This is a genomic window from Kribbella aluminosa, assembly GCF_017876295.1.
GTDB classification, from domain to species: domain Bacteria; phylum Actinomycetota; class Actinomycetes; order Propionibacteriales; family Kribbellaceae; genus Kribbella; species Kribbella aluminosa.
In genome coordinates, this window is record NZ_JAGINT010000001.1 from 2,900,256 (window position 1) to 2,924,811 (window position 24,556).

Here is a 24,556-nt window from a genome sequence, read left to right on the forward strand (position 1 = left end):
GCCAACGGGAGGGCGAACTCGGGCAACCGTGCGTTCGGCGGGACGATCACTGCGGCCAGCTCCCGCACCACTGTCGCGAGCGAGTCGGGAACCGGAACACATCGCTTTCGACGTCGCAGAGGATGTGCCCGACTCCGGCCCATCGAGCAACCTCCTCGCCGATCGAGATCGGGCGCAGGCGTGGGCCGCCGAGCGAGAACGGCTTGTCGCAATCCAGGCCGCGGGTCTTCCACACCCGGGGCCGTACGTACTCCGATCCGACGCGACCCAGTGTGTGCAACCGCGCGGCTGCTGCAGCCGGCCGGCGACGAACTTGGCGCTCCGCTGACGATTGCACCCGCGCCCAGGATCACAACGTCATCTCTAAGGGTCTCTTCGTGGGGCTCAGCGGTACAGGTCTGCGTGTGCAGAGGTGATTGCCTGAAGCGTCTCGATGAGTTCGCCGGCCGTTTCCTCGACTTCGGCCCGTGATCCATCAGGCCCGTTGAACCAGGAGCACACCTCCTGGACAAGCTTGCCCTTGAGCTCCCGCTCTTCTTGCCAGCCGACCGAGCGAACGTGCGCGGCTTCGATCGCCGCGGCATGTTCGGCGAAGCGGCGTGGGTAGTACTTCTCGATCGCCGGCTCGTTCAGCGCGATGAAGCGATCTGCCGGCCATCTGCTGAAGGACGCCATAAGGTCCTCGGCCACATCCGACCCAGACTTGTCGCCGTCGACGACCACCCAGGCCCTAGGGGTGGGCTCGGGGTCATCGGACTTCTGGACGAACAGCATGAAACGCCTCAGATCCTCGAAGACCTTCTTGACGCGGCCAGTGCCACCGGCTGCCAGGGTGCGGAAGCCCGCGAGCTTTGGGACAAACCCGGGGATGAGCACTTCGCGGAAGAATCTCTCGGCGGTACTCTCTTCGAAGATCAACCAACCGATCGGTTCGGTGACGTCATACCCGAGGTCGGCCAGAGCTTCCCGGCGATCAATTGCGCTGTCAACGCGCAGGTACGTCGTGGTCGGCACGCCGCCAGTGGCGTGCTCAAGAGTTGTTCGATACACGACGGCGCCTGCGGCGGAGCCCAGAGTCCGCAGCACGAGATCACTGTGCGTGGAGACCACGACTTGGTAGCCGTTCTCGTCGACGGCTTGGAGGATGACACCGAGCAGTTCACGCAAGGCTTCCGGATGAAGATCGTTCTCGGGCTCTTCGAGCAGGAGGACGCGGCGGCCGGGACTCGCGAGCTCCGCGAGAATGGTGACGACGCCGCTGACGCCCTCACCCATCCGCTCCAGAGAAACGCCCTCGTACTGGCTGATTGGCAGACCAGGCTGCTGTCCATGTTGGGTTGCAAACGTTCCGATCGAGGTCCCAGGGCCGAGGACTCGCTTGACGAGTTCACGATAGCGCCTACCTTCCGCGTGGTCACCGGACAGCGAGTGCAACAACGCGGTCAAATCTCGGTCGGTTACACCGACGCTCCTCGAGCGACTGTCGTCCACACCGTTTTCATAGCCGCTGACCTTGCGTCTTGAGAACACGGGGACGAAGAGATGCCGCGGTCGCCAGGCGGCCAGCTCCCCAACGTTCCGTGCAGCCTCACCCTTGTTCCAGACGAGATGTACGTTCGGGGCATTGCCCGGCGGAGCCGCAACCCTTCGCACCACGTCTGGTGGCAGTGCGGTATCGCCGCCATAAGCCGCCTCAACAGGTTCGACCGACGGTGCCGCAAGGGCCATGTCGACTTGCAATCCGTTCGAACTGCGAAGACGGCGGTCGTCGTCTTGGAACTGTGATCCTCCCTGAGCGAGATACATCGCGCGTAGGAGCGCCGACTTCCCGGAGTTGTTGCGCCCGATGAGCACGGTGACGGGACCCAACGCCAGCATTCCAGTGTTGTCGATCGAACGATAGGACTGCACCGTCACCCAGTTGATGATCAAGCCGACGACCTCCTCAGGAATCGCACCGGCAGGCTACTCCCGTCGTTGACGACCGCAGGCTCATTACGACGGGCACGGGCCTGGTGGATGTGTCGAGTAGGTCGCGAACTCGTCAGTGTGTCTATGGATGTGGGCACGGACGCTCGGAGGGTAGGGGACACCGCGGAGCCGCCATGGGGTTGACGGCGAGCGGCAGGCGAGCAACGCTGGTCACAACATCATTGCTCCCAGCATGAAAATAAGTGGGCGCCCTGGACCAACTGGTGTCTCGCTTGGGCAGTCACCAGGGCTTTGGCTGCCAGCGTGAGAGGTCGAAGACTTCGTGCCGGTAGGTGGCCGGCTGTCCACTGTGAATGGAGGGGATTGTGCGAGCAAGAGCGTTCGGACTTGTCATCGCGGTGGCAGCGCTGGTGGTGCCGGTCGTATCAGCGTCGGCGGCCCACCCGCCGGAGGCAGGTGGATCTCACGGCAACGGTCTGCCGAGTGCGCCCAATGGTTTCACGACAGTCTTTGCCGATGACTTCAGCGGCCCGCGCGGACGTTCGGTCGATCGGAGCGACTGGCGGTTCGACATCGGAAACCAGGGAGGCTACGGCAACGGCGAGGCTGAGTTCTACACCGACAGTACGAGCAACGTCGGCCTCGACGGGCACGGCAACCTCGAGATCACCCCGATCCGCACGCCTGCGGGCGAGTGGACGTCGGGCCGAATCCAGACGAATCGCTCCGACTTCACCGCCGGCGCGCACGGGATCCTCAGAGTCCAGGCGTCCATCCGGCTGCCACAGGTCGGGTCGGGCGTCGGTGCGACCGGAATCTGGCCGGCGTTCTGGATGCTCGGATCACCGCTGCGATCTGGTGGCACCTGGCCGGACGCCGGCGAGATCGACATCATGGAGAACGTCAACGGACGTCCGGAACTCTCACAGACGTTCCACTGCGGCATCATTCCCGGCGGGCCGTGCGACGAGTCGAACGGCAGGGGACACGGCACACCTGCACCCGACCTGCAGCAGAGTTACCACACGTACGCGATGGAACTGGACCGCAGTATCACGCCCAACCAGATTCGCTGGTACCTCGACGGGCGCCTGACTTTCACGCTCAGCCAGCAGGACCTGCAGTGGAACGGAAGCGATCAGCTGTGGCAAGACGGCACGAACCACGGATTCTATCTGCTGCTCAACGTCGCGGTGGGTGGGGCGTTTCCGTGGGCGGAGTGCAACTTCTTCCCGCATCCGGGTGGCTGCAGCTTCTCGACCCCGTTCCCGCAGATGGACACGTCGAAGACTGTGTCCGGCAAGCCCATGTCGGTCGCGTATGTCGCGGTCTACCAGAAGAGATGATCTGGTCGCCGTAACTGCCGGCCTCACCGACAGGCGGAGCAGGCGTGCTACCTGCAGGCGGCGCTGCGCCTGCTCCGCCGCATCTCGATCACGTCAGGTCAACGTACGAAGTCTCCCAACAGACTGCTCGCCGCGGATCCGGGACGGCCTGCCTGCAGGTAAGGAGGTGGGCACGGACGAGGTCGTGATCTGGACTTCGTCACCCCCGTAGAAGCACGGGGCGCGAGGCTGACGAGGTTGGCTTACGTACTCGCAGGCGGTGATGAGCACCGTGCGCACGACCTTGTTCAGGACACCACCACTGGCCACACGTACCAGATGCCGGGCGCCAACGGGCGGATCGAGCCGGCCCGCGTGATCATTTGGACCCGGGTGGTAACGAGCATGTGGAGCCCCCGCGTAGATTCCTCCTCCAGACCGTGAACAGGGACGATCTGTCGGGTTTCGTCGAGCCGATGAACGATCCGGACTTCGTGCCGAGCACCCGAGGTGCGGGCTGCACGTGGACGGTCGTTGACAACACGTCAACGACCACGATGAACGTCTTCGGCAAGGACCCTGTGGCAGCCCACCGGGTGATTGACTCCTTGCAACTCGCGCGCCGGTGACGCAAGCAAGGCGGTCGACTCGACGACCCTGATCGTCCCCGGGGGCTCGCTGTGGATAGGTGCCAGATCTTGTGTTGCCCGCGGCCTTCGATTAGTTTCACCCAGGTTGGAAGTAAGAATCCTGGTTTGATGACGCGCGAGTTCCGGTGCTCATGGAGGCGTGGAGTCGTCCGAGAGCGGAGGCGTGAGGGTGATCGCTGGTGGTCTGTCTGCTCAAGTTGTTGATCTGGTCGGCCTGAGCCTGGTCGCTCCGGGCCGAGAGCGGCCGGCTGGGTCCGAGGAGTCCAGCGACCGGGCGGGCCGTGCGACCGGGTACGTCGACGGTGTCGAGTACAACAGGGCGACGCGGGCGACACGAAAGGGCGACTCCCGGATGCTCGATCACCGGTTGCGCTTGCTTCGCAACGTCGCAGTCGGTGGCGGTTGGCCCGGGCATCCGGACTCGTCGTCGACATTCCCGCAGACGGTGAAGGTCGTCTGTGTTCGGGTGTCCGACGGCCGCGGTCAGACGTGACTCGGCGGGAGTGTCTGCGCCTGTTGCGGATGACGCAGTTCGGCTGGCTGGTTTTGCCCGACAGAGTGTTCCTTGCCCTTTGGCCGATCGAGTATCTGGTTGACGACTACCGGCTGCTGCTGGCGGTGATGATCGGTCCCGAACAGCGCGCGTCGCTGTTCGGGACCGTCGCGACGATTCGGATCGATGCGTACGACGCGGATCGGGCGACGGGATCGTCGGTGACCGTGATCGGCAACTTGACGCCTCTGGCCGAGAAGGATGCCGGTCGGTTACGGCAGTGGAGGGCTGGGTCCGAATCAGGTGTGGCGTTTGCGGAGTTCAGGATCTGGTGGCTAGCGGGCAGCCGCGGGTACCGACGACGATGACTCTATGCCTCGCTGGCCAAAAGCTCGTGGACCGCGACAGCCGCGGCGCCGCGGGCCCAGTCGCGGGGGTCGGTGTCGAGGATCGAGACGTCGATCTGTGGGTCGAAGTCGCGGCCCAGGCTGGTCGACGTGCGATCGGTCAGAATGTTCCAGAAGGGGGAGTCTGGGGGAGTTAGGGCCGAGACATCCTCGCCGCCGAGGATCATTTTCCGGGTTTGCAGTGCGCCGGCGTAGGTGGCGACCAGGTGGCCGAGGGCGACGGAGGCCTCGTTGAGGAGTTGCGCGGCGTCGTCTGGGTTGTTCAGTCGGCCGAGGCGGGGGATCGAGCCGGTGGTGAGTGCGTTCCGGATGGCGGTGAACGACGACTGCTGTGGCTTTCCGGAGACCTCGACAACCGCGCTCTGTCGTTCGAGATAAGCGGCCGCGCAGCCGGTGTGTCCGAGATGGCAGGTTCGATTGCCGCCGATCGGGGAGTGGGTCATGAGGTGCCCGTCGTCGATCCGCTCGGGCAGGCGGCCGAGGTCCGCGGAGCCGAAGCCGATCCCGCGGCCGACGGTGATCAGGCCGAAGTTGGGCGCCAGGCGCCCGTCTCCGAACAGGATGTAGTCGTGGCACAGAGCGGCGACGTCGTTGGCGACCGTGACGGGGACCTTGTCGAACGCAAGTCCCAGCTGGCCGGCGAGGTCGGCATCGGGCGCCCAGTCGAGGAACGCCGATCGTTTGACCCACCGGCTCTCGGTGACGACTCCGCCGATGCTGACGCCGATGGCGTCGAAGGTCGGGAGCTCGTCGGCGATCTGCCGGGCCAGTCCTGCGATCCGTTCGACGACCTTGTCGAACGACTTGCCCCTGCCAGGGACGGACGCGGTCGCACGCGTGACGATGCGGCCCTGCAGATCGCAGCCGACGGCGTAGATCGCCCGATCTTTGATCACGATGCCGACCACATGAGCCGCGTTCGGGTCGATCGACAGCTCACGTTGTGGGCGGCCCAGTCGGTCCACGGTGTCGGCCGACTCCTCGACGGCGAAGCCCAGTGACACCAAACGCTGCGCTGCCCTCGACGACGAGGTGTAGGACAGACCGAGCTCGTCGCTCAAGGCAGCCCTCGTCGACGATCCGTGCACGACCAGCCATCGGATCATCGCCAGCTCGTACGGCCTCAACTTGTCCATGCGAACATATTAATGCAGCCAGAAAGTAACGAGCACCGACCCGCGCGTCGTAGGGAGGCGAGTTCCACGGGCGCAATCCAACGCGGCCGTAACCCGAGGGTAGTGCTCAATCGCAATGTGTGGCAGGCCGCCGTTCCTACAGGGTCTACAAGCGCCTCCGCATCCGATCGTCTCGAGTCGGCGGCTGCCCAGGACAGCAGAAGCGCTGGTCGCCCTGTGGCCTTCCTTGTGCGACCCCTGGTTGTGGGTTGATTAATTTCCTCCTGACTGGAAGAAAAGTCAACGGCTGAGTGCGACACGACTTGCTAACGGAGTAGAGCGCTCTCACACGGGAATCTGGTCGCGCAGCCGCCGCATGCGGGGATGTGGTGGCTGGCTGATCCGAGCCCTTTACATCCACTCTTATCCGAGTTAATTTCACCCTGCTCGGAAAGAAAGGGGAGTGGCTCATGATTGCTCGTCGGCAGGTGCTCGCGACGTTCGCGGGGATCGCGGTGGCGGGGCCGTTGGTGGCCTGTTCGTCCGGCAGTTCGTCGGGCTCGACGGATCCGAATGCTCCGGTGAAGATCTCGATCGGGGATCGCCCGACACCGGACAACGCTGCGGCTTTGAAGCAGTACAACGACACGGTGGCTGCCTTCATGAAGGCGAACCCGAACATCACGATCGACACCAGTGAGACGGTGTGGGATCCCCAGACCTTCCAGGCGCAGGTCGCCGGCGGAACGCTGCCGACGGTACTCTCGGTGGCCTTCACGGAGCCGGCGCTGCTGATGGCCAACCGGCAGTTACCGGACATCACCGACCAGTTGAAGTCCATGGGACTTCTGGACCAGCTGAACCCGGCCGTGCTGCCGACGGTCTCCAGGGACAACCGGATCTATGCGGTGCCGATCTTCGTCTACACGTTCGCGCTGATCTACAACCGTAAGTTGTTCACCGCGGCGGGGTTGGATCCGGACAAGCCGCCGACGACCTGGGACGAGGTACGGGCGGCGGCGAAGGCGATCACCCAGAAGACTGGGAAGACCGGTTTCGGTGCGATGACCACGAAGAACCAGGGTGGCTGGGGATTCACGAACATGGTGTACGGCATGGGCGGCCGGATCGAGTCCGGCGACGGCAAGAAGTCGCGGCTGACCGATGAGCCGGTCGTCAAGACCCTGCAGTTGCTGAAGGACATGCGCTGGACGGACAACTCGCTCGGCAGCCAGTTCCTGTACGACGCGAACGGGGTCACGCAGGACTTCGCGGCCGGCAAGGTCGGGATGATGCTGCACCTGCCGGCTGTGTGGAGCGACCTGGTCAAGAAATTCGGTATGAAGGCCGCTGACGTCGGTGTCGGTCAGTCGCCGCAGGCAGGGACCGACCTGAAAGGCGTGCTGACCGGCGGGAACGTCCGGATCATCAGCATCAAGGCGTCCTCGGAACAGGTCAACGCAGCGCTGAAGTGGATCGCCTACAACGACTTCCGGCCGTTCAGCGACAAGGCGGTCGCGGTTGCGAACGTCAAGGCGACGCTCGCGAACAAGGACTTCGTCGGGATCCCCGGCGTCACGCCGCTGGGAGAGAAGCAGTACGACCAGTACCTCGAGTGGATCAAGCCCTCTGTGAACGTTCCAGCTGCCGGTTTCACGGGGTACACCGACACGGTGAAGAAGATGCCTCTGATCGCCGAGCCGCCGAACAAGGCTCAGGAGGCGTACAAGGCCCTGGACACGGTGGTCCAGAAGGTCATGACCGATCAGTCGGTCGATCCGGCGGCGCTGCTGTCCGATGCCGCCAAGTCGCTCGACAGCAAACTGTCGCGCTGATGCCGGTGAGTCACCTGCGGTCCCCGCGCACCCCTGTGCGCGCGGGGTCTGCGATCGAGAGGCTGGAGGGTCCATGTCGAGGAGTGATGTCGTCAAGGTGCTGGAGGTTGCAGACCGGAGACACAGTTCGCGCCGCGACGGCGCGGTCCGCCGGTGGTTTCGCTCGACCGAACCGGCCGCGATCATCTTCGCGGTGCCGGTCGTGCTCTGCTTCGTGTACTTCTCCTGGGGGCCGATCGTCCGGGGCCTGCTGCTGAGCTTCCAGCGGACAAATCTGGTGCAGGCGCCGCAGTGGGTCGGGCTCGACAACCTGTCGTACGTGCTATCGGATCCGCTGCTGCCCAAGGCCGCGCTGAACACCGCCTGGTTCGCGTTGCTTGCGTTGGTGATCGGGTTCCCGGTGCCGATCTTCCTGGCTGTGTTCATGAACGAGATGCGCCGTACCGGCTGGCTCTACAGTGCCCTGGCGTACCTGCCGGCCGTCCTGCCCCCGGTCGCCGCGATCCTGTTGTGGAAGTTCTTCTACGATCCCGGCGCGGGAGGGATCTTCAACACGCTACTGGGCTTCGTCGGTCTCGGGCCGTTCCCCTGGCTGAACTCGACAGCGATGGCGATGCCGGCCATCGTTCTCGAGGCGACGTGGGCCGGCGCCGGTGCGACGGCGATCATCTATCTGGCCGCGCTCGGCTCGGTCCAGACCGAGCTGTACGAGGCTGCCGAGATCGACCGGGCCGGTATCTGGCGGAAGGTCTGGCACATCACGATCCCACAGTTACGCAACATCATCTTGGTGATGATGCTGCTGCAGCTGATCGGCACCTTCCAGCTCTTCGCCGAGCCGTTTCTCTTCACCGGCGGGGGACCGGACAACGCGACGCTGACGATCATGCTGATGATCTACCAGTACGCGTTCGTCAACGGTGACTTCGGCGCCGCCGCCGCGCTCAGCCTGATCCTCGCACTGTTCCTGTGCGTGCTGTCTGGCGTCTATCAGCTCGTCACCAGAAGATGGAGCGATTGAGATGACCACGAACATCGCCCGGCCCCGGGCGGCGTCGCCGGCTGCCCGGCGTGGCGGAAAGAAGCGGGAAGAGCAGAACGAACGCGGACTGCTGTCGGATTCGGACCGCGGCCGGCCGACGGTGCGGGTCGTGCTGATCTGCATGCAGATCATCGTTCTCGGCGGGCTGGTCCTGGGCGGCATCGGACCGATCGTGTGGGCCGCCAAGTCCGCGGTCTCCACCAGCAACGACATTCTGTCGGCGCCGCTGTCGTGGTGGCCGTCAGGCATCCACTTCGGCAATCTGGCCGAGGCCTGGACCCGGGTCCGGATCGGTAAGGCGCTCGGCAACACGGTGGCTGTTGCCGTCGGGTCGACGCTGACGTCGCTGTTCGTGTCCATCACCGCGGCGTACGTGCTGAGCATCCTTCAGCCTCGCTGGGGCAAAATCCTCAGTGGAATGGTGCTCGCCACCCTGTTCCTGCCCGGCGTGATCACCCTGGTGCCTCTGTACCAGACCGTACTGAAGCTGCCCTTGCTGAACATCTCGTTGCTGAACTCGTTCTGGGCGCTCTGGCTGCCGGCCGGCGCGAACGCCTTCAACGTCCTGATCACCAAGCGCTTCTTCGACGGCATCCCCAAGTCGTTCATCGAGGCAGCCCGGATCGACGGTGCCGGCCCGATCCGCGTGCTGTGGTCGGTGATGCTGCCACTGTCCCGGCCGATCATCGGTGTGATGGCGCTGTTGTCACTCATCGGAGCGTTCAAGGACTACCTCTGGCCCCTGCTCGTCATCCCGAACCCGGACAAGCAACCGATCTCGGTCGCGCTCCCACGCCTGTCACAATCGGCCGAGCTGAGCATCAACCTGGCCGCCGTCTTCCTGACCATCGCGATCCCCGTCGTACTGTTCCTGATCTTCCAACGACAATTCCTGCGCGGAGTCGCGATGACCGGAGGAGTGAAGGGATGACTGAACGTCGTTCGGCGCAGGGTCGGTGGCGATACGGGGCTGAACGATGAGCCTCGCAACTCAATTCATACTCGACATCACCGCGGTGCGGATGCAGCACGGCCGCGACGACCTCCGAGGCGTTGAAGCCGTGCGCTGGGAGAGCATCTCGGCAGTGCGCGAGGAGTGCTCCGTGGGCGACCTGATCTGGTGGATGACACGGGGAGGGGGACGAGCATATGTGCGGCTACCGGACGGCGTACGGGGGCCCAGGATCGAAGTGGTGGACGGACGACGCTTCCACCTCCGCAGCGGACCCGCCGACGACGGCTACGACTGCCTTCTCCGGCTCCCTCGGATCTGACATCAGACCGAGGACCACCCGCTCCTGCCGATGGATACGCGCACATCACACCCGGATCCGCAGCAGGGCGGCCGGGCGCTGGGAGCGGCTCAATGCACGGTTTCGAGCCTGGATGGACGAGGACTGATGATCGGACGCCAAGCGATCACTTGAGCATCTGCTGGTGCCCGCCGTGAGCATCGGGCCCGAGCTGACCTCGGCCAGGCGTGGTGTCACCTCACCACCACGTCCGGGCCTGGCCCGCTCGAACGTCCCCGTCCGTTGGAGTCTCCTGACAGCCTGCGGGCGAGGACCTCGCCGGGGGATGTGGTTGCCCGGCGCACGGGAGGGAGCGGCCGGGGCTATCGAACGTCGGTGGTCCCGGCCTTCCCCGATCGCGACGAGACCCTTAGAGAGACGGAGCGGCGGATGGGCGCGAAGAAGGGACCCAGTCAGATGACGCGGCCGGAGGTCATCTCGCGGGCGCAGTACGACAAGGAGTTGGCCAAGCTGCAACTGGAACTGGTCAGACTGCAGGAGTGGGTCGTCCATCAGGGTCTACGGGTCATGGTGATCTTCGAAGGCCGGGACACCGCCGGGAAAGGCGGCACGATCAAGCGCATCACCGAGCGGCTGAATGCGCGCCACTACCGCGTTGTCGCGCTCGGTCCGCCCACTGAGCAAGAGCGCGGGCAGTGGTACTTCCAGCGCTACATCACGCACCTGCCGGCGGCCGGCGGAATCGCCCTCTTCGACCGCAGTTGGTACAACCGCGCCGGAGTCGAACGCGTGATGGGGTTCTGCACCGACGCCGACTGCGACGAGTTCTTCCGTACCTGTCCACAGCTGGAACGTTCGCTGGTCCGCTCCGGGATGATCCTGATCAAGTACTGGCTGTCGCTGAGCGACGACGAACAGGAACGGCGATTCACCGACCGCATCAACAACCCGCGCAAACGCTGGAAGCTCAGCCCGATGGACCTGGAAGCTCGCGCGCGCTGGGTCGACTATGCCGAGGCCAAGGACGAGATGTTCGCGTACACCGACATCAAGGAGGCTCCCTGGTACGTCGTGAACGCGGACGACAAGCGCACCGCGCGGCTCAACCTGATCAGCCACCTGCTCACGGTCGTCCCCTACCAGGACGTCCCGCATCCGGTGATCGAACTGCCGCCGCGCCAGGTGCGCTCCTACCAGCGATCGCCGCTCGACTCCCAGACCTGGATCCCGAATCGGTACGTCGTGTCGAAGTAGCGGCACCCGCGCACGACATCGATCGCAGGCAGACCTGGACGGCTGGGATACCAAGTACTCAAGGAGGAACAGATGGTCCTGTCGAGGAACTTCATCTGGGGGGTGGCCACATCGGCGTACCAGATAGAGGGCGCGGTCGAGGCCGATGGCCGGCTGCCGTCGATCTGGGACACCTTCTGCCGGATGCCCGGCGCGATCGCGGGTGGCGACGTCGGTGACACGGCCTGTGATTCGTATCATCGCTGGCGCGACGACATCACCTTGCTGAAACAGCTCGGCGTCGACGCCTACCGATTTTCCGTTGCCTGGCCGCGGATTCTGCCGACCGGTCACGGCCCGGTGAACTCCGCCGGTCTTGACTACTACGATCGCCTCGTCGACGAGCTGCTTGCCGAGGGCATCGAACCCTTCGTGACGCTCTACCACTGGGATCTGCCTCAGTTTCTGCAGACGGCAGGCGGCTGGGCGAGCCGCTCGACAGCCTACAGATTCGCCGAGTACGCCGCTGTCACCGGGGGACGGCTGGGGGACCGCGTCCGTCACTGGACGACCCTGAACGAGCCGATGTGCTCGGCGTGGATCGGCCATTGGGAAGGGGTGATGGCCCCCGGCATCAAGGACTACAAGGTCGCGATACGCGCGTCGTACCATCTGCTGTTCGCCCATGGGCTGGGAATCGAAGCCCTGCACGCCTCGTGCGCAGCCCCGCCTGATGTCGGGCTGGTCCTCAACCTGAGCCCCTGTGAACCGGCCACGCCGACGGCCGACGACGAGCGCGCGACGCGAGTCGCGGACGGCCACAACAACCGATGGTGGCTCGACCCGGTCTTCGGACGAGGATTCCCGGCCGACATGCTCGAGACCTACGGCATCGACCTGCCGATCCGCCCCGGCGACCTGGCGACGATCGCGACACCGACCGAGTACGTCGGCCTGAACTACTACTCCAGACAGATCATCACGTCCGACGAATCCGTTCCCGTTCTGGGCCTGCGCCAGGTCGACGAACCGGACCGCGAACGCACGGCGCTCGGCTGGGAGGTCCACCCCGCCGGACTCGAACAGCTCATCCTCCGGCTGGCCCACGAATACGGCGCCTCGAAGATCTACGTCACCGAGAACGGATCGGCCTGGGCCGACCACCCCGACACCAGCACCTTCGAGGTGGACGATCCTGAGCGGACGTCTTATCTCGAACGGCACGTCGGCGCCTGCCGCCGGGCCGCCTCGCAAGGCGCACCACTCGCCGGCTATTTCGCCTGGTCCCTGATGGACAACTTCGAATGGGCCTACGGCTACCAGGCCAGGTTCGGCCTCGCCTATGTCGACTACTCCACGGGCGCTCGCGTGCTCAAATCCTCCGGCAACCGTTACGCCGCGCTGATTGAAGCCCACCGCGAGGACTGGGAGCACACACGATCTGCTGCCCGCCCCGCACCAGGCCGTCGAGTTACCGGAGATCTTCCCCCGCCAAGTAGCTGAGACGACCGACACGCAGCGAAACGCCCGATGCCGACAGGGCATTTCTACGCTGTTGGGCCGCGGCGCCGGCCGCATACGGTGATTCGACATCGGGTTCGAAGGAGAGGCGGCCGTGATTACTGTTGCGATGATCGACGATGATCCGGTGGCCCGGATCGGTTTCGCCGACATCGTCGCCAACGAATCCGAGATCGAGTTGATCTCCAGCAGTCCCTCGGTGGAGTCGTTCGAGGCGAAGGCCGAGACTCCGACTGTCGTCGTGCTGAACCTCGGCCTTCGCGGCGGCGGTGCCTCCGGGTGGGCGGCGGTCGCACAGTTGGTTGCTGCCGGCCACCGAGTGCTCGTCTTCACGATCTCGGACAAGGAAGGACCGGTGCTCGACGCGCTCGAGGCCAAGGCCATGGGCTATCTGACGAAGGAGGCGGAACCGGCGGAAATCGTGCGCGCCATCAAGAGCGTCGCGGACGAGAGGCTGTTCATCTCCGCCACTGTCGCCGGATATCTGCTGGTCAGCCTGCCCAAGCTGACTCCGCGGGAGCGCGAGGTGCTGACGCTGGCGGCATCAGGGGAGACCTCACGGGAGATCGCTCATCGGCTCTACATCGACGAGAAGACGGTCAACGGGACCCTTGACCGGATCCGGGACAAGACCGGCCTGCGGCGCCGGACGCAATTGACGAAATATGCAATTGATCGTGGCCTGCTGTGACACCCCGGCCCGGAGCCGGCCCGCCGAATCAGGATTTGAGGACTGATATCGTGGACGACAGCATTGCGGATTGCCTGGTGATCGGCGCGGGCATCGCTGGACTGACGGCGGCCCATCAGCTGCAGAAGAGCGGCTTTCGCGTTGTCGTGACCGAGAGATCGGACTACGTGGGTGGTCGGCTGCGCACCGTCCATCTCAAGGAGGGAGCCGTCGAGGTCGGCGGTGCCTTCATCTCCGACTTCTACGCGGCGACTCTCGACCTGCTGACCCAGGTCGAACTCGAGAAGAGCCTCTTCACCCGGCCGCAGACTGCGTTCGTACTCAGGAATCGGCAGTCCATGCCAAGTTGGCCTGCGGGCGAGCTCGTCAGGAGCCCGCTTCTGACAGTTGGTCAGAAGATCCGGCTACTCGGCCTCCTCGTGCCTCTCGCCCGGCACTGGCGTGCTCTTGACATCGCGCAGCTTGGGCTGCGAGCACAGGCGCTCGCCACACCGGCGGATGTGCTGGTCGGCAAATGGGCAGGGCGCGCGGCCGGAGAGTGCTTCTTCGGCCCCCTGCTGCAAGGGCTTCTGTACTGGCGTCTACCGGAGACAAGCGCCCATGTCATGTTGGCGATCCTGAAAGCCTTCCTCCGGGGCAAGGCGACATACCGCCTGCGCAACGGTATGGCTGAACTGCCAGCGCGGCTGGCCCTTGAAGCAGACGTGCGGGTCGGTTGGGACGTTCGAGGCATCGAAAGGAACAAGTCCGGCCAGTACGACGTGCAAGCGATGGATTCGACGGGAGCGAGCCGCGCGCTGCACGCCCGTTCGGTAGTCGTCGCTACCCGTGCAGGTGCTGCGATGTCGCTGACCGAGTCGATTGCGCCGTGGGCTGTGGCTTTCCTGCAGAGCGTCGAGTACTCCCGCTCAACCACGTTCACTTTCCGGACCGCGCCGGGGGAAACGTGCCCGCTACCCGGCCCGCTGTTGTTCCCGAGCTCCACACTGCCGGGGGTCAGCAGCATCAACCCCTTGGTGTCCGACGACGGGCAGCCGACCCGGATATTCGGCATCAGTATCAACGCTGACTATCGTCGCCCGGCAGGCGCCGGCCTTGATGCGCTGGCGATGAACGTGCTTCGTGTGGTCTGCCTCTCGCTCGGATCGCCCTGGTGGCTCACAAGCGCGAAACCGGTTCATGTTCAGGACTGGCCGGAGGCACTGCCCAAGTTCGATTCGGGCTATCTCGCTCGACTCCACGACTTCAGGACTGCAATGGCATCGGCCGATACTCCAGTCGCGTTCGCCGGGGACTATCTCGATGCGCCATACATCGACGGCGCGGTACGGAGTGCGACCAAGGCTGCCGACCTGGTCCGGAGCCGGCTCGCCGGCGACGCGGACGCATGACCGGCCATGCGTCCCCCCAGCCGACGCCGAACAGCGTCAGTGGTTCTCGACCTCGTGCGCATCCGGTCGACGGGCGGAGCGTTCGGTCTCGCAGGCATCGGATCCTGGAATCTCGCGCGGTCCGGTGTGGACATCGACGTACCCCGGCACGTCGCGATCGCAGTGGCAGCGTTCCTCGGGATCGCGTTCTGCCAGGCTTTCAACGACGTGATCGATCGCGACCTGGATCGACTTGCGGGCAAGACGAGACCGCTCGCCGCCGGACAGCTGTCCTTGGGGACCGCGCGGTGGGTGAGTGGACTCTGCGCCGTAGGGGCCGTTCTTGTCGTCTCGTTCGATCCGGTGTTGTCGCTGGCCGAGGCTGCCGTCGTCGGTCTGGGTGTGTTGTACTCCTGCCGACTCAGGTCGACCATTCTGGTCGGGAACCTGTTGGTGGCCGCTGTCAGCACCAGCGCCTTTCTCCTCCCGTACCTGAGCGTCGGTGAGATCGGCCCTCCGGCCCTGGCGGGCTGGAGCTTCGTCGGCCTCTACATCTTGGGTAACGAGATTTTCAAGACGCAGGTCGATCGTCGCGGGGACCGCGAGTACGGCCTCAGGACAGTTGCGACCGCCGCGCCGTCAGCCGCATCGTCTGCGGCGCTGCTGATAGCGACCTGCGGCATGGCCGGCCTGGCGACTGTTTTGGCTGCGAGGCTGAGATACGGCTGGCGGGTGGCGTTCATCTGCACCGTCCTGCTGGTTCTGCTGCTGCAGTTGGCATCGCTTGTCAGGCTGCTCATATCGACACGAGAGTGGATCGGTCTCGACTGGGAGGGGGCCCAGACCTGGTGGAAGATCCCGTGGGTTCCGGCTGGTCTTCTGCTGCTGATGGTGAGATAGAGGGGGAGTGTGGGGGTGATGTCAGATGAGGTACGACGTGGTCCGACCGGGCCGTTGCGGCTCGTTGGTGTGGCCGAGAGGACTGGTGCGTGGGCAGCCTCGGCGGGATATCTACAGAGGGGCATCGTTACCGCCGCAACCTGTTGGATCGCCTATCGGCTCGGCTGGTCGGGCTGGATTGTTGCCGGATCCTCAGTGATCCTGCTGGCGTGGAATGGCATTGCCGGACTACGCGCCGCCCGGCACGTCTCGCCGGGCCGCCTCGCCGCGGTGCCGGTCCTGGTCGTCGACATCACCATCATGATCGGGCTTGCGATGTTGGTTGCCGCCGCCCAACCAGCGGGGACCATTCTGAACCACGGCGCGGATCTCGCCGGCCAATATGCGGTCGGCACGACGGTCCTCTGGACAGCGCTCCGCGGGGTCAGTGCCGGCCTGGCGGTTGTCCTGAGCAGTTGCCTCATGCAACTGGTGGCCGTCCTGGTCAACGGAGCGGAGGTCGCGGGCCGCGCCGCAGTGGTCGAACTCGTCGTCCGGATAACCTGGGTTGTCGCGGCATTGACGGTCGCGTCGGCGATCATGGCCTACGCCAACCGGTCATGGCGGCTGGCGTTGTCACTCGGCAACGAGTTGAAGACCTACTCGACCATACAGCGGTACCTGGACAGCGTCCACGACATCGTGTTGCAGGACTACGGCCACATCCTGCGAACGACGGCGCGAACCGACATCTCGTCGCAGCGAGTGCTTGATGACATCGGTCGCTGGGCGCGGCAGTCGATCGCGTTGATCCGTGCGAGATTCGCTCAGGAGGACAGCGACGACAGACGTGTGGGTGTTCGCTTCGATGCGCTGGGGGCGGAGTTCCGGCGTCGCGGCCTCGACGTCGACGTCCGGGTGGACGTCGAAGAGATGAATCCACACGTCGGCGGGATCGTGGTCGCTGGCGTCCGCGAATTGCTGTCGAACGTGCAGGTGCACGCCGGCGTCCGTCGCGCCGAGTTGGCTGTGCGACTCGATGCTGGGTCGCTGGTGGTCGACGTTGTGGACCGAGGCTGCGGCTTCACGCCACGGCGGGACGAGTTCGGATATGGCCTGGCGCATTCGGTCGCCGACAGGTTGTCCACGATCAACGGACGCTTCCGGATCGACTCGCGGGCCGGTCTCGGCACCAAGGTGACTCTGTGGATTCCGATCGACGTTGCACTCCGCGTGTCGACGGAGTCAGGCACTCCTTCGCTCGATCACCTCGTCGCGCGGCTCTCCGCGGCGAGCCGGCTGCCGGGAGGCCAAAGTTGCGATCATCGCCCGTGGTGGAAGCGCGATCTGTCCGAGCCCGAGGTACGGGCCATGGTGCACAACCTGGCGCGGGGCTGGCTAGCCACGCCTGTGCTCGTGTATCGGATCTTTGTCGGCCCGGTACAGGTGCTCACGGGCCTGAGCGAGCCCGGCCTCAGCCCCGGTCGCACCATGGTCGTGGCACTTCTCGGATACCAGGCAGTAGAGATCACGGTGTTGATCCTGGCGATCCGTGGTCGAGCCGGTCGGCTGTTGAAGAACCCCGCCGTGCTGCTGGCTGACTTTTCGATCTGCGCGGTGCTCAACGTCTGGGCGGCGCAGGTCGTCGCGACCGCCGGTCTGCCGTTGGATGTCTCGCACCAGTTCCTGTTTGCTTACACCTACGGTGCTGTCGCGTTATGGACCGTCGTACACGGCTCGCGGACCGGACTGGCTGTTCTCGCGCTCGCGCTGGCGCTCGAAGTAGTCCTGACCGGGATGTCACTCGAGGGATTCACCGTCGGGACCGCGCTGACCCAATGTGCAAAGTTGACGGCGGCTGTCCTGGTTGCGGCCAGTGTGAAATGGAGTTCTGACAGAGCAGTGGCTCGGGCCGTGCAGTCGACTGCGGATCTGGGAAAAGTGAACTCGCGGATCGTGCTCATGCACAAGCTCGGCAGCCGATCGGAGTCGGTGCTGAGCCAAGTTTCGCGTTGACGAAGCGCGAGGGCAGAGACCTCGAGCGCAAGGTAACCGCGATTCGCGCGATCACCCTGACTGAGATAGCCCGCCTTCGCCGGGAGCTTGACAGGCCCGGCGAGCTCTTCGAGTCTTCCGCTGACGGGTGGACGAGCGCTGCAGGCGGAGTCCACCCTCCGGGACAGGATGTGACCGCGGCGGATGGGATACGTCGGGAGCTCGCTACGGCCGGTGTACGGGCCGAGCTGGTGCTCGTCGGCGCGGTGGACGACGCTGACGCCGAACTACTGGCCGCGGTGGCCGAGGTCGCGCATCTGGTCGCCGCGGTCCTGCGAAGTCGCCACCTCGTCGTCATAATCCGATCTGGCGCAGGTCACCTGCAGGCGGTGATCCGCGATCGCGACTCGGAGGCGTCCGAGCTGCTCGGACAGCTACTGCCGAGATTCAGGTCTTCTGCACCAGGCATCGAGGTGACGGCAGTCAGCGATCTGAAGACTGCCGAAGGGCGCGGGTCGTGGTCGACGCCCGGACTGCCCGATCGACGCGCGTGTCAGCGTAGGTGAGCGGCTGTGATGATGACGGCGACCGTCGCCACGGTGAATGTCGCCGCGAGACGGTCCGCGCGGTCCGGCCCCACGACTGGTTGGCGGTGTCGATGGAGGACAGAGCCGAGACGACCATTTTCGCAAGGTGCTTCATCATGGCCTCCTTTCACCATCGAGTGTGCCAACTGCCGCGGATCGCCTGTAGAACAGATCTTCCGGCAGTACGAGGGGCAGTTGACGGCCGAGTACATGGGCGCAACTACACCCACCCGAAGGGCATTTCGACGGGGTCTGAACCGACAACCGCGTGCGATCGGCGCTGGCGCCGGCTGGAAGACCGGGGCGTCGTGCGCCTCGGGGTTCGAGCGATCAAGGTTATCGGCGCGCCCTGGTCGACGGGTCGACTGCTGTGCTCCGCGCGCACGTCATGACCTTGCAGTTGGGCCGGGGCGAAGGTGAGATGTGCGGCAGCAGTGACGACCAGGCGGTCCGGGACAGCCTCGGGACGAGGTCTGTTGAGCCGCGTGCCATTTGTGGCTGGGCGTCGTCGACCTAGCTGAGGTGGGCCTCGACGGAGCCGAACGGGACTGGTGCTGATCGAGCGCTGGGTTGTCAGCGCGTCCAGGCCGGTCCGCCCGGAAAGTTGAAGTGGTGGAGCGCCTCGGACGTCATTTGCGCGCTGTAACCGGGCGTGGAAGGGATCACGTAGTGGCCTTGGTGGATCTGGACCGGGTCGACGAAATGTTCGTGGAGGTGGTCGACGTACTCGGTGGCCCGGTCGGTCGTTGATCCGGTGATGGCGATGTAGTCAAAGATGGACAGGTTCTGGACAAGTTCGCAGAGGCCGACGCCGCCGGCATGAGGACAGACCGGTCTGCCGAACGTCGCGGAGAGCAGGAGATTGCTGATGTTCTCGTTGACTCCAGCGACTCGCGTGGCGTCGATCTGAAGAAAGGACAGCGCCCCGGCCTGGAGGAGTTGCTTGACGATGATCCGGTTCTGGACGTGCTCTCCGGTGGCGATGCGGATGGGCGCGACGGCGCGGGCGATCGCGGCGTGGCCGAGAATGTCGTCGGGACTGGTCGGTTCCTCTACCCACCAGACGTCGTACGGCTTCAGCGCTTCGATCCAGGTGATTGCGTCGTCGATGCCCCAGCGCTGATTGGCATCGACGGCAGTCCGCTTGTGGGGTCCGACTGTGTTGCGGGCGAGCGCGAGTCTTCGGACGTCGTCTTGGACCGAGCCGCCGACCTTGAGCTTGACCTGCGCGAAGCCGTCGGCCGCTGCCTGCTGGCACAGCCGCATCAGCTTGTCATCGGTGTAGCTCAGCCATCCCGGCGTGGTTGTGTAGCCCGGATAGCCGGTTTGCCTGATGAGTTGCTCGCGTTCGGCCTTACCGGACTCTGAGCTCCGGAGGATGTCCAGGGTCTCAGAGCGCCCTCGATGTAGCGGAAGTCGACGAGGTCGACGGTCTGCTCTGGCGTGAGTTCGCAGAGCAGCTTCCACAACGGTACGCCGGCGCGCTTGGCCGCCAGGTCCCACAGTGCGTTGACGACCGCACCGACGGCCACATGTGTGACACCCTTCTCGGGACCCAGCCACCTCAGTTGTGAATCATGCACGAGAGATGGCCAGAACCCGCCGAGATCGCCCAGGAGGTCGTCGACATCGCGCCCGACCACCCAGCTGCGGAGTGACTCGATCGCGGCCCTCTGGACGTCATTGCCCCGGCCGATCGTGAAGACGAATCCGTGACCCTCCAACCCGTCGGGCGCGTTGGTGCGGATGACGAGGTACGCCGCCGAGTAGTCGGGGTCGGCGTTCATCGCGTCCGATCCGTCAAGCTGATCGGACGTGGGGAATCGGATGTCAAAGGTGTCGAAGGCAATGAATGTGGTCGGGCCCATGGTGAGAGCTCCTGTTGCCGGATCAGTTGAGGTCGACGTCGAGTTCGACGACCGGGACGAGTACGTCGGGCCGGCGGCGGGGCAGTCGTAGGACGACGCCACCCGCCGGGCTGATCGGGTACTGATGTGGAACCAGGAGTTCGAGATCGCGCGCGTCGTCGAACGCGATCTCGAGACCGTTGTGGACGAGGTTGGCGTGGCGGACCTTGCCCTCCAGATTCGGCAGCACGAGGTCGCCGCCTGGCCAGTCGAGGATGTGCAGGAACAGGCGACCGTCTCGTTGAGTGGCCAGGCAACCCGCGGGTGGTGCGACGGTGGACGGTGACGCGCCGTGGATAGCCTCCGTGTGCAGGTTGAGCCAATCGGCGAGCTGGTCGAGACGGTCCACGGCCTGCTGCTCGATGGCGCCGCGACCGGTCGGTCCGACGTTGAGGAGCAGGTTGCCTGCGCGGGCAACTGTCTCGATGAGAATCCGCGCGAGAGTCCGGGGTTCGAGCCAATCCTGATAGGTGGGTGCGTAGCCTCACGAGCCGTTCATGGTGCGGCAGGTCTCCCAGGGGAGGTCGGGAGTCGTGCTGCCAGGTGAGTATTCCTCGGGGGTGATGAAGTCGGCTGAGCCGGGAAGGTCGAGGCGGTCGTTGAGGAGTACGTCGGGCGCCAGGTCGCGGATCATCGCGACCAGGTTCTCCGAGCCCCAGTCGTCACGCCCCTTCCCGGCGGGCACGAGCGCGTCGCCCGGATAGGAGAAGTCGAGCCACAGGAGATCGGGCTCGTACCGCGTGAGGAGTTCGCGGACCTGATCGTGCAGATACTCCCGGTAGACGGCGAAGTCACGGGTCGCGTCGATCGGCTGATAACGATCGGGATGGAGGCCGTCAATGGTGAAATGCGGATGATGTCATTCGATCAGTGAGTAGTAGAGGCCGATTTTGAGCCCTTCGGCGCGGCACGCGTCGGCGAACTCGGCCACGAGATCGCGGCCGGCCGCCGGAGCCTGGGCGATCGTGAAGTCCGAGACGGGCGACGGCCACAGGCAGAATCCCTCGTGATGATGCTTCGCGGTGAGTACGGCGAGGCCGTAGTGCATGAACAGGCCGAACCGGGCGGCTGTGAACCACTCGTCGGTGCGCTTGCGAGTCATCGACTGTTTCATGGTTTCCTCGAGACGGTGTGGTCAGCGTCCGCCGAAACCGCTGCTGGCGACGCCCTGGACGATCCAGCGCTGCGCGACGATGTAGATGCAGGTGATCGGTACGGCGGTCATGGCGGCGGCTGCCATCATCAGGCGCCAGTCGGTTCCGATGACCGAGCTGAACGCGAGCAGGCCGGCTGCGATCGGACGGGTACGGTCGGAACTGGATATCAGCAGGGGCCAGAGCAGTCCGTTCCACTGTCCGATGAAGGTGAACACGGCCAGCGTGATGACGGCCGGCTTGGCGAGCGGCAGCATGATGCTCCAGTAGATCCGCCATCGGCCGGCCCCGTCGATCATGGCGGCTTCCTCGAGCTCGCGAGGAATTCCGAGGAAGAACTGGCGCAGCAGGAAGACGCCGAAGGCGCCGAACAACTGCGGCACGATGATCCCCTGGTAGGTGTCCACCCAGCCGATCCGGCTGAGCAGGATGTACACCGGGATCAAGGTCAGCTGGAACGGCACCATCATGGTCGCCAGGTAGACGACGAACAGAACGCGACGGCCTGGGAAGTCGAGCCGGGCGAATCCGTACGCCGCCATCGACGACAGCAGCACCAGACCCGTGGTCACCGACACCGCGTAGATGATCGTGTTGCCCAGGTAGAGGCCGAAGGGCGCCGCCTCGAGAGCGTCGCGGAAGTTCTCGGGATGCCAGCTCTTCGGAAGGACCGTGGGTGGAATCTGGGCGATCTCCGAACTCGACTTGAACGCTGTCAGCAACATCCAGACGAGCGGAACTAGCGTACCCACCGCGAGCAGCAGGGCGAGAACCAGCGGGACAATGTTGGGCGGTGTCCTGAACACCCTCGATCGATCAGTCGTCATAGTGCACCCACCGCTTCTGCAAGCGGAGCTGCATGATGGTGATGCTGAGAATGATCAGGAGCAGGACCAGGCTTGCCGCCGCGGCGTACCCCTGCCGGAAGATCTGGAAGCCCTCCTGGTAGATGAACAGCATCAGCGTGGTGGTCGCGGTTCCCGGCCCACCGCCGGTCAGTAGCAGTACGACGTCGAACGCCTGGAATGTTCCGATCACAGACAGCACGAGCACGAAGAATGTTGTCGGCGACAACATCGGTAACGTCACGTGCCGGAACTGGCTCCAGGCTCCCGCGCCGTCGATGCGTGCCGCTTCATAGAGGTTCGGGGGGATGCGTTGCAGCCCCGCGAGGAAAATGACCATGTTGGAACCGAAGCTCTGCCACGTCGCCACCAGGACGAGGGCGGGCATGGCCCACTTGCTGCTGACCAGCCAGGTCGGGCCGTTCAGACCGACCGTGTGGAGACCGATGTTGAGGAGTCCGTCTGGCTGCAGGAGCCACTTCCAGACCAGGCCGACGGCGGTCGCCGTGACGACCGTGGGTAGGAGGAACACCGCCCGGATCACTGCGACGCCATGGAACCGGCGGTTCAGGAGTACAGCGGTCAGGAGTCCCAGCCCGACGCTGAGCGGAATGGTCCCGAGCGCATAGGTAAAGGTATTCAGCAGTACCCGCTGGAAGTTCGGGTCCTTCACGAGCGCGCCGAAATTGCCGAAGCCGATGAACGACGCAGGCTTGAGCGGCTCCCAGTTCGTGAAGGCCAGGAAGAGGGAGGCGATGATCGGCAGGATGACGAAGAGCGCCATGCCGGCCAGGTGCGGCCCGATGAAGGCGGCCGCCGCGGCCACTTCGCGGCGCCGGCGCTTCCTCCGGCGTACGTCCTGGGAACGCCCTGGAGCCCGTCGCGGACTGTCGGTACGCATCGCCCTTCGTCCGGACGGACCCGCGAGGATGCTCATCAGCCCTTCTTCAGCAGGTCGGTGAACTGTGGAGTGACCTTGGCGAGAATGTCGTCGAGTTTGGCGCCGGGGAGCAGTATCGGCATCAAATCCCGCGACAGCATGGTGTTGATCTGCTGCCAGTTCGGCGTCGTGATGTACGGCCGGGTTCCTTTGGCCGTCATCAGGACACCGATCTCGTTGACGTGGGCGGGCGGCTTGCCACCCTGGCTATAGGAGCTGATCGCGGAGGCACGTGCTGGGAAGGCGCGGCCTGCCGATGCCATGATCTGCTGGGCGGCTGGACTGACGAGCGAGGTCAGTGCAGCGAAGGCCGCGTCGATCTGCTTCACGGTCTTCGCGATGCCGAAGCCGGATCCCGAGACCCAGGTCTGGCTGCCGCCGTCACCGGCAGGGAACGGCATGAAGCCCCACGTGAACTTGAGGTTCTGCGTTCGCAGGTACTGCGCGTCCCAAGGACCACCTGGTGTGAACGCGATGGTGCCGCTTGCGAAGTCCTCCAGCGCGTTCGCCTTGGTCAGATCCTTGATCGGTGCGGCGAGACCGTCGCGGTACAGGGATACGACGTTGTCGAGGCCGGTGGTGGCCCCAGGGCTGCTGAGCTCACATGCCGTGCGGTCGGGGTTCATCATTTCCCCGCCGGCTGACCACACCCACGGGATGAGGTAGTCCCAGGCGGGCGGAGTTGCGTAGCCGTAGCGACGGTTGCCTGATTTCGCGACCTTGCTGCAGATGGTCCTGAATTCCGCATACGTCATCGGCTCGGTGGCGGAGGGCTCGGCGACGCCGACGCTTGCGAGGAGATCCTTGTTGTACCAGAGGAAGCACGGCCCGACGTCGTACGGCAAGAGATACTGCTTGCCGTCCCATGACATAGCCTGCCGGATCGCGTCCGGCCAGTCGCCCGCAGCGACGTGGGAATCGTTCTTGATCCGGTCGTCGAGTGGTTGCAGCAGGCCCCGATCAACGAGTGAAGGCAAGGTGGTGCCTTGAGATGTCATCAGATCCGGGCCGCGACCAGCGACGGTTCTGGTGACCAACGTGTCGTAGTAGTTCGTCGCGTACGAGGCGTCGATGGTCACTGTCGTGCCAGGATGGTCCTTCGCTGCCAGAGCGGCGACCCGGTCCCAGGTCTTCTTCTCGTCGCCAACGCCGGCCCAGGTCGCCCATGTGAACGACTTGCTGCCTGAGCTCTGTGATCCGCCGCCTCCGGTCGAGCAGGCGCCGGTGAGAAGACCGGTGCCGGCCGCACCGACAAGGCCGAGGAACGTCCGCCGTCCGGGCAAGGACGACGCGTCGGTCCGGCGCGTGGTGTTGTGAATGGGCATCTGTTTACTCTCCAAGCCTGGGATGAAAGAGGCGATGACGCAGGGCATAGAACAGCC

The 24,556-nt window shown here is 64.9% G+C and carries 21 protein-coding genes and 1 pseudogene; 14 read left to right on the forward strand and 8 right to left on the reverse strand.

Annotated elements, in window-relative coordinates:
• Nucleotides 1-384 precede the first annotated feature (384 nt).
• Nucleotides 385-1,932 (reverse strand): ATP-dependent nuclease, encoded by a 1,548-nt coding sequence (locus tag JOF29_RS14045; protein ID WP_209694638.1) that lies wholly within the window; start codon nt 1,930-1,932, stop codon nt 385-387.
• A gap of 365 nt (nt 1,933-2,297) precedes the next feature.
• On the opposite strand from JOF29_RS14045, the gene JOF29_RS14050 reads away from it, so the two are divergent.
• The 4 genes from JOF29_RS14050 (at nt 2,298) to JOF29_RS14065 (ending at nt 4,768) form a co-directional block, all read left to right on the forward strand.
• The gene (locus JOF29_RS14050; protein WP_209694639.1) at nt 2,298-3,278 is read left to right on the forward strand and encodes a family 16 glycosylhydrolase; all 981 of its coding nucleotides are present in this window, start codon (nt 2,298-2,300) and stop codon (nt 3,276-3,278) included.
• Nucleotides 3,279-3,697: 419 nt separating this feature from the next.
• A complete protein-coding gene (locus JOF29_RS14055; protein WP_209694640.1) occupies nt 3,698-3,886 on the forward strand; it encodes a hypothetical protein in 189 nt (62 codons plus the stop codon).
• A 190-nt stretch (nt 3,887-4,076) separates the two neighbouring features.
• Nucleotides 4,077-4,400, forward strand: a complete 324-nt coding sequence (locus JOF29_RS14060; RefSeq protein WP_209694641.1) for a LamG domain-containing protein — start codon at nt 4,077-4,079, stop codon at nt 4,398-4,400.
• A 29-nt stretch (nt 4,401-4,429) separates the two neighbouring features.
• Nucleotides 4,430-4,768, forward strand: a complete 339-nt coding sequence (locus JOF29_RS14065; protein ID WP_209694642.1) for a hypothetical protein — start codon at nt 4,430-4,432, stop codon at nt 4,766-4,768.
• A gap of 2 nt (nt 4,769-4,770) precedes the next feature.
• Here the strand turns inward: JOF29_RS14065 and JOF29_RS14070 are convergent, their stop codons facing one another.
• On the reverse strand, nt 4,771-5,943 hold the full coding sequence (locus JOF29_RS14070; protein ID WP_209694643.1) for an ROK family transcriptional regulator: 1,173 nt from the start codon (nt 5,941-5,943) through the stop codon (nt 4,771-4,773).
• A gap of 449 nt (nt 5,944-6,392) precedes the next feature.
• Between JOF29_RS14070 and JOF29_RS14075 the strand changes: the two genes are divergently transcribed.
• The 10 genes from JOF29_RS14075 to JOF29_RS14120 all read left to right on the forward strand — a co-directional run bounded on the left by JOF29_RS14075 (nt 6,393) and on the right by JOF29_RS14120 (nt 18,307).
• Complete coding sequence (locus JOF29_RS14075) at nt 6,393-7,757, forward strand: extracellular solute-binding protein (protein ID WP_209694644.1); 1,365 nt, start codon at nt 6,393-6,395, stop codon at nt 7,755-7,757.
• A gap of 73 nt (nt 7,758-7,830) precedes the next feature.
• Entirely contained in the window at nt 7,831-8,778 is a 948-nt protein-coding gene (locus tag JOF29_RS14080; RefSeq protein WP_209694645.1) for a carbohydrate ABC transporter permease, read from the forward strand.
• 1 nt (nt 8,779) lies between these two features.
• Nucleotides 8,780-9,730, forward strand: a complete 951-nt coding sequence (locus JOF29_RS14085; protein WP_209694646.1) for a carbohydrate ABC transporter permease — start codon at nt 8,780-8,782, stop codon at nt 9,728-9,730.
• 778 nt (nt 9,731-10,508) lie between these two features.
• Nucleotides 10,509-11,306, forward strand: a complete 798-nt coding sequence (gene ppk2, locus JOF29_RS14090; RefSeq protein ID WP_209694647.1) for a polyphosphate kinase 2 — start codon at nt 10,509-10,511, stop codon at nt 11,304-11,306.
• Nucleotides 11,307-11,378: 72 nt separating this feature from the next.
• Nucleotides 11,379-12,788 carry a GH1 family beta-glucosidase gene (locus tag JOF29_RS14095; protein WP_209694648.1) on the forward strand — a complete coding sequence of 470 codons (1,410 nt, stop codon included), beginning with the start codon at nt 11,379-11,381 and terminating at the stop codon, nt 12,786-12,788.
• Between the two features lie 112 nt (nt 12,789-12,900).
• Nucleotides 12,901-13,497: a LuxR C-terminal-related transcriptional regulator gene (locus JOF29_RS14100; protein WP_209694649.1), complete on the forward strand. Its 597-nt coding sequence runs from the start codon at nt 12,901-12,903 to the stop codon at nt 13,495-13,497.
• A gap of 50 nt (nt 13,498-13,547) precedes the next feature.
• Nucleotides 13,548-14,888: a protoporphyrinogen/coproporphyrinogen oxidase gene (locus tag JOF29_RS14105; RefSeq protein ID WP_209694650.1), complete on the forward strand. Its 1,341-nt coding sequence runs from the start codon at nt 13,548-13,550 to the stop codon at nt 14,886-14,888.
• A gap of 39 nt (nt 14,889-14,927) precedes the next feature.
• On the forward strand, nt 14,928-15,767 hold the full coding sequence (locus JOF29_RS14110) for a UbiA prenyltransferase family protein (RefSeq protein WP_209694651.1): 840 nt from the start codon (nt 14,928-14,930) through the stop codon (nt 15,765-15,767).
• Nucleotides 15,768-15,962: 195 nt separating this feature from the next.
• Nucleotides 15,963-17,762 carry a sensor histidine kinase gene (locus JOF29_RS14115; protein ID WP_209694652.1) on the forward strand — a complete coding sequence of 600 codons (1,800 nt, stop codon included), beginning with the start codon at nt 15,963-15,965 and terminating at the stop codon, nt 17,760-17,762.
• Nucleotides 17,759-18,307 carry a hypothetical protein gene (locus JOF29_RS14120; RefSeq protein ID WP_209694653.1) on the forward strand — a complete coding sequence of 183 codons (549 nt, stop codon included), beginning with the start codon at nt 17,759-17,761 and terminating at the stop codon, nt 18,305-18,307. Before JOF29_RS14115 ends, JOF29_RS14120 begins: the two co-directional genes overlap by 4 nt.
• A gap of 594 nt (nt 18,308-18,901) precedes the next feature.
• On the opposite strand, the gene JOF29_RS43010 is transcribed toward JOF29_RS14120, so the two are convergent.
• The 6 genes and pseudogenes from JOF29_RS43010 to JOF29_RS14145 form a co-directional block, all read right to left on the reverse strand.
• Entirely contained in the window at nt 18,902-19,594 is a 693-nt protein-coding gene (locus JOF29_RS43010; protein WP_245357581.1) for an enolase C-terminal domain-like protein, read from the reverse strand.
• A 20-nt stretch (nt 19,595-19,614) separates the two neighbouring features.
• Entirely contained in the window at nt 19,615-20,196 is a 582-nt protein-coding gene (locus JOF29_RS43015) for an enolase-like domain-containing protein (protein ID WP_245357582.1), read from the reverse strand.
• Between the two features lie 22 nt (nt 20,197-20,218).
• Nucleotides 20,219-21,349: pseudogene (locus JOF29_RS14130) on the reverse strand (alpha-L-fucosidase).
• A gap of 21 nt (nt 21,350-21,370) precedes the next feature.
• Complete coding sequence (locus JOF29_RS14135) at nt 21,371-22,114, reverse strand: carbohydrate ABC transporter permease (protein ID WP_209694654.1); 744 nt, start codon at nt 22,112-22,114, stop codon at nt 21,371-21,373.
• Between the two features lie 91 nt (nt 22,115-22,205).
• Nucleotides 22,206-23,171: a carbohydrate ABC transporter permease gene (locus tag JOF29_RS14140; protein ID WP_209694655.1), complete on the reverse strand. Its 966-nt coding sequence runs from the start codon at nt 23,169-23,171 to the stop codon at nt 22,206-22,208.
• Nucleotides 23,171-24,547: an ABC transporter substrate-binding protein gene (locus tag JOF29_RS14145; protein ID WP_209694656.1), complete on the reverse strand. Its 1,377-nt coding sequence runs from the start codon at nt 24,545-24,547 to the stop codon at nt 23,171-23,173. Before JOF29_RS14145 ends, JOF29_RS14140 begins: the two co-directional genes overlap by 1 nt.
• Nucleotides 24,548-24,556: the final 9 nt, after the last annotated feature.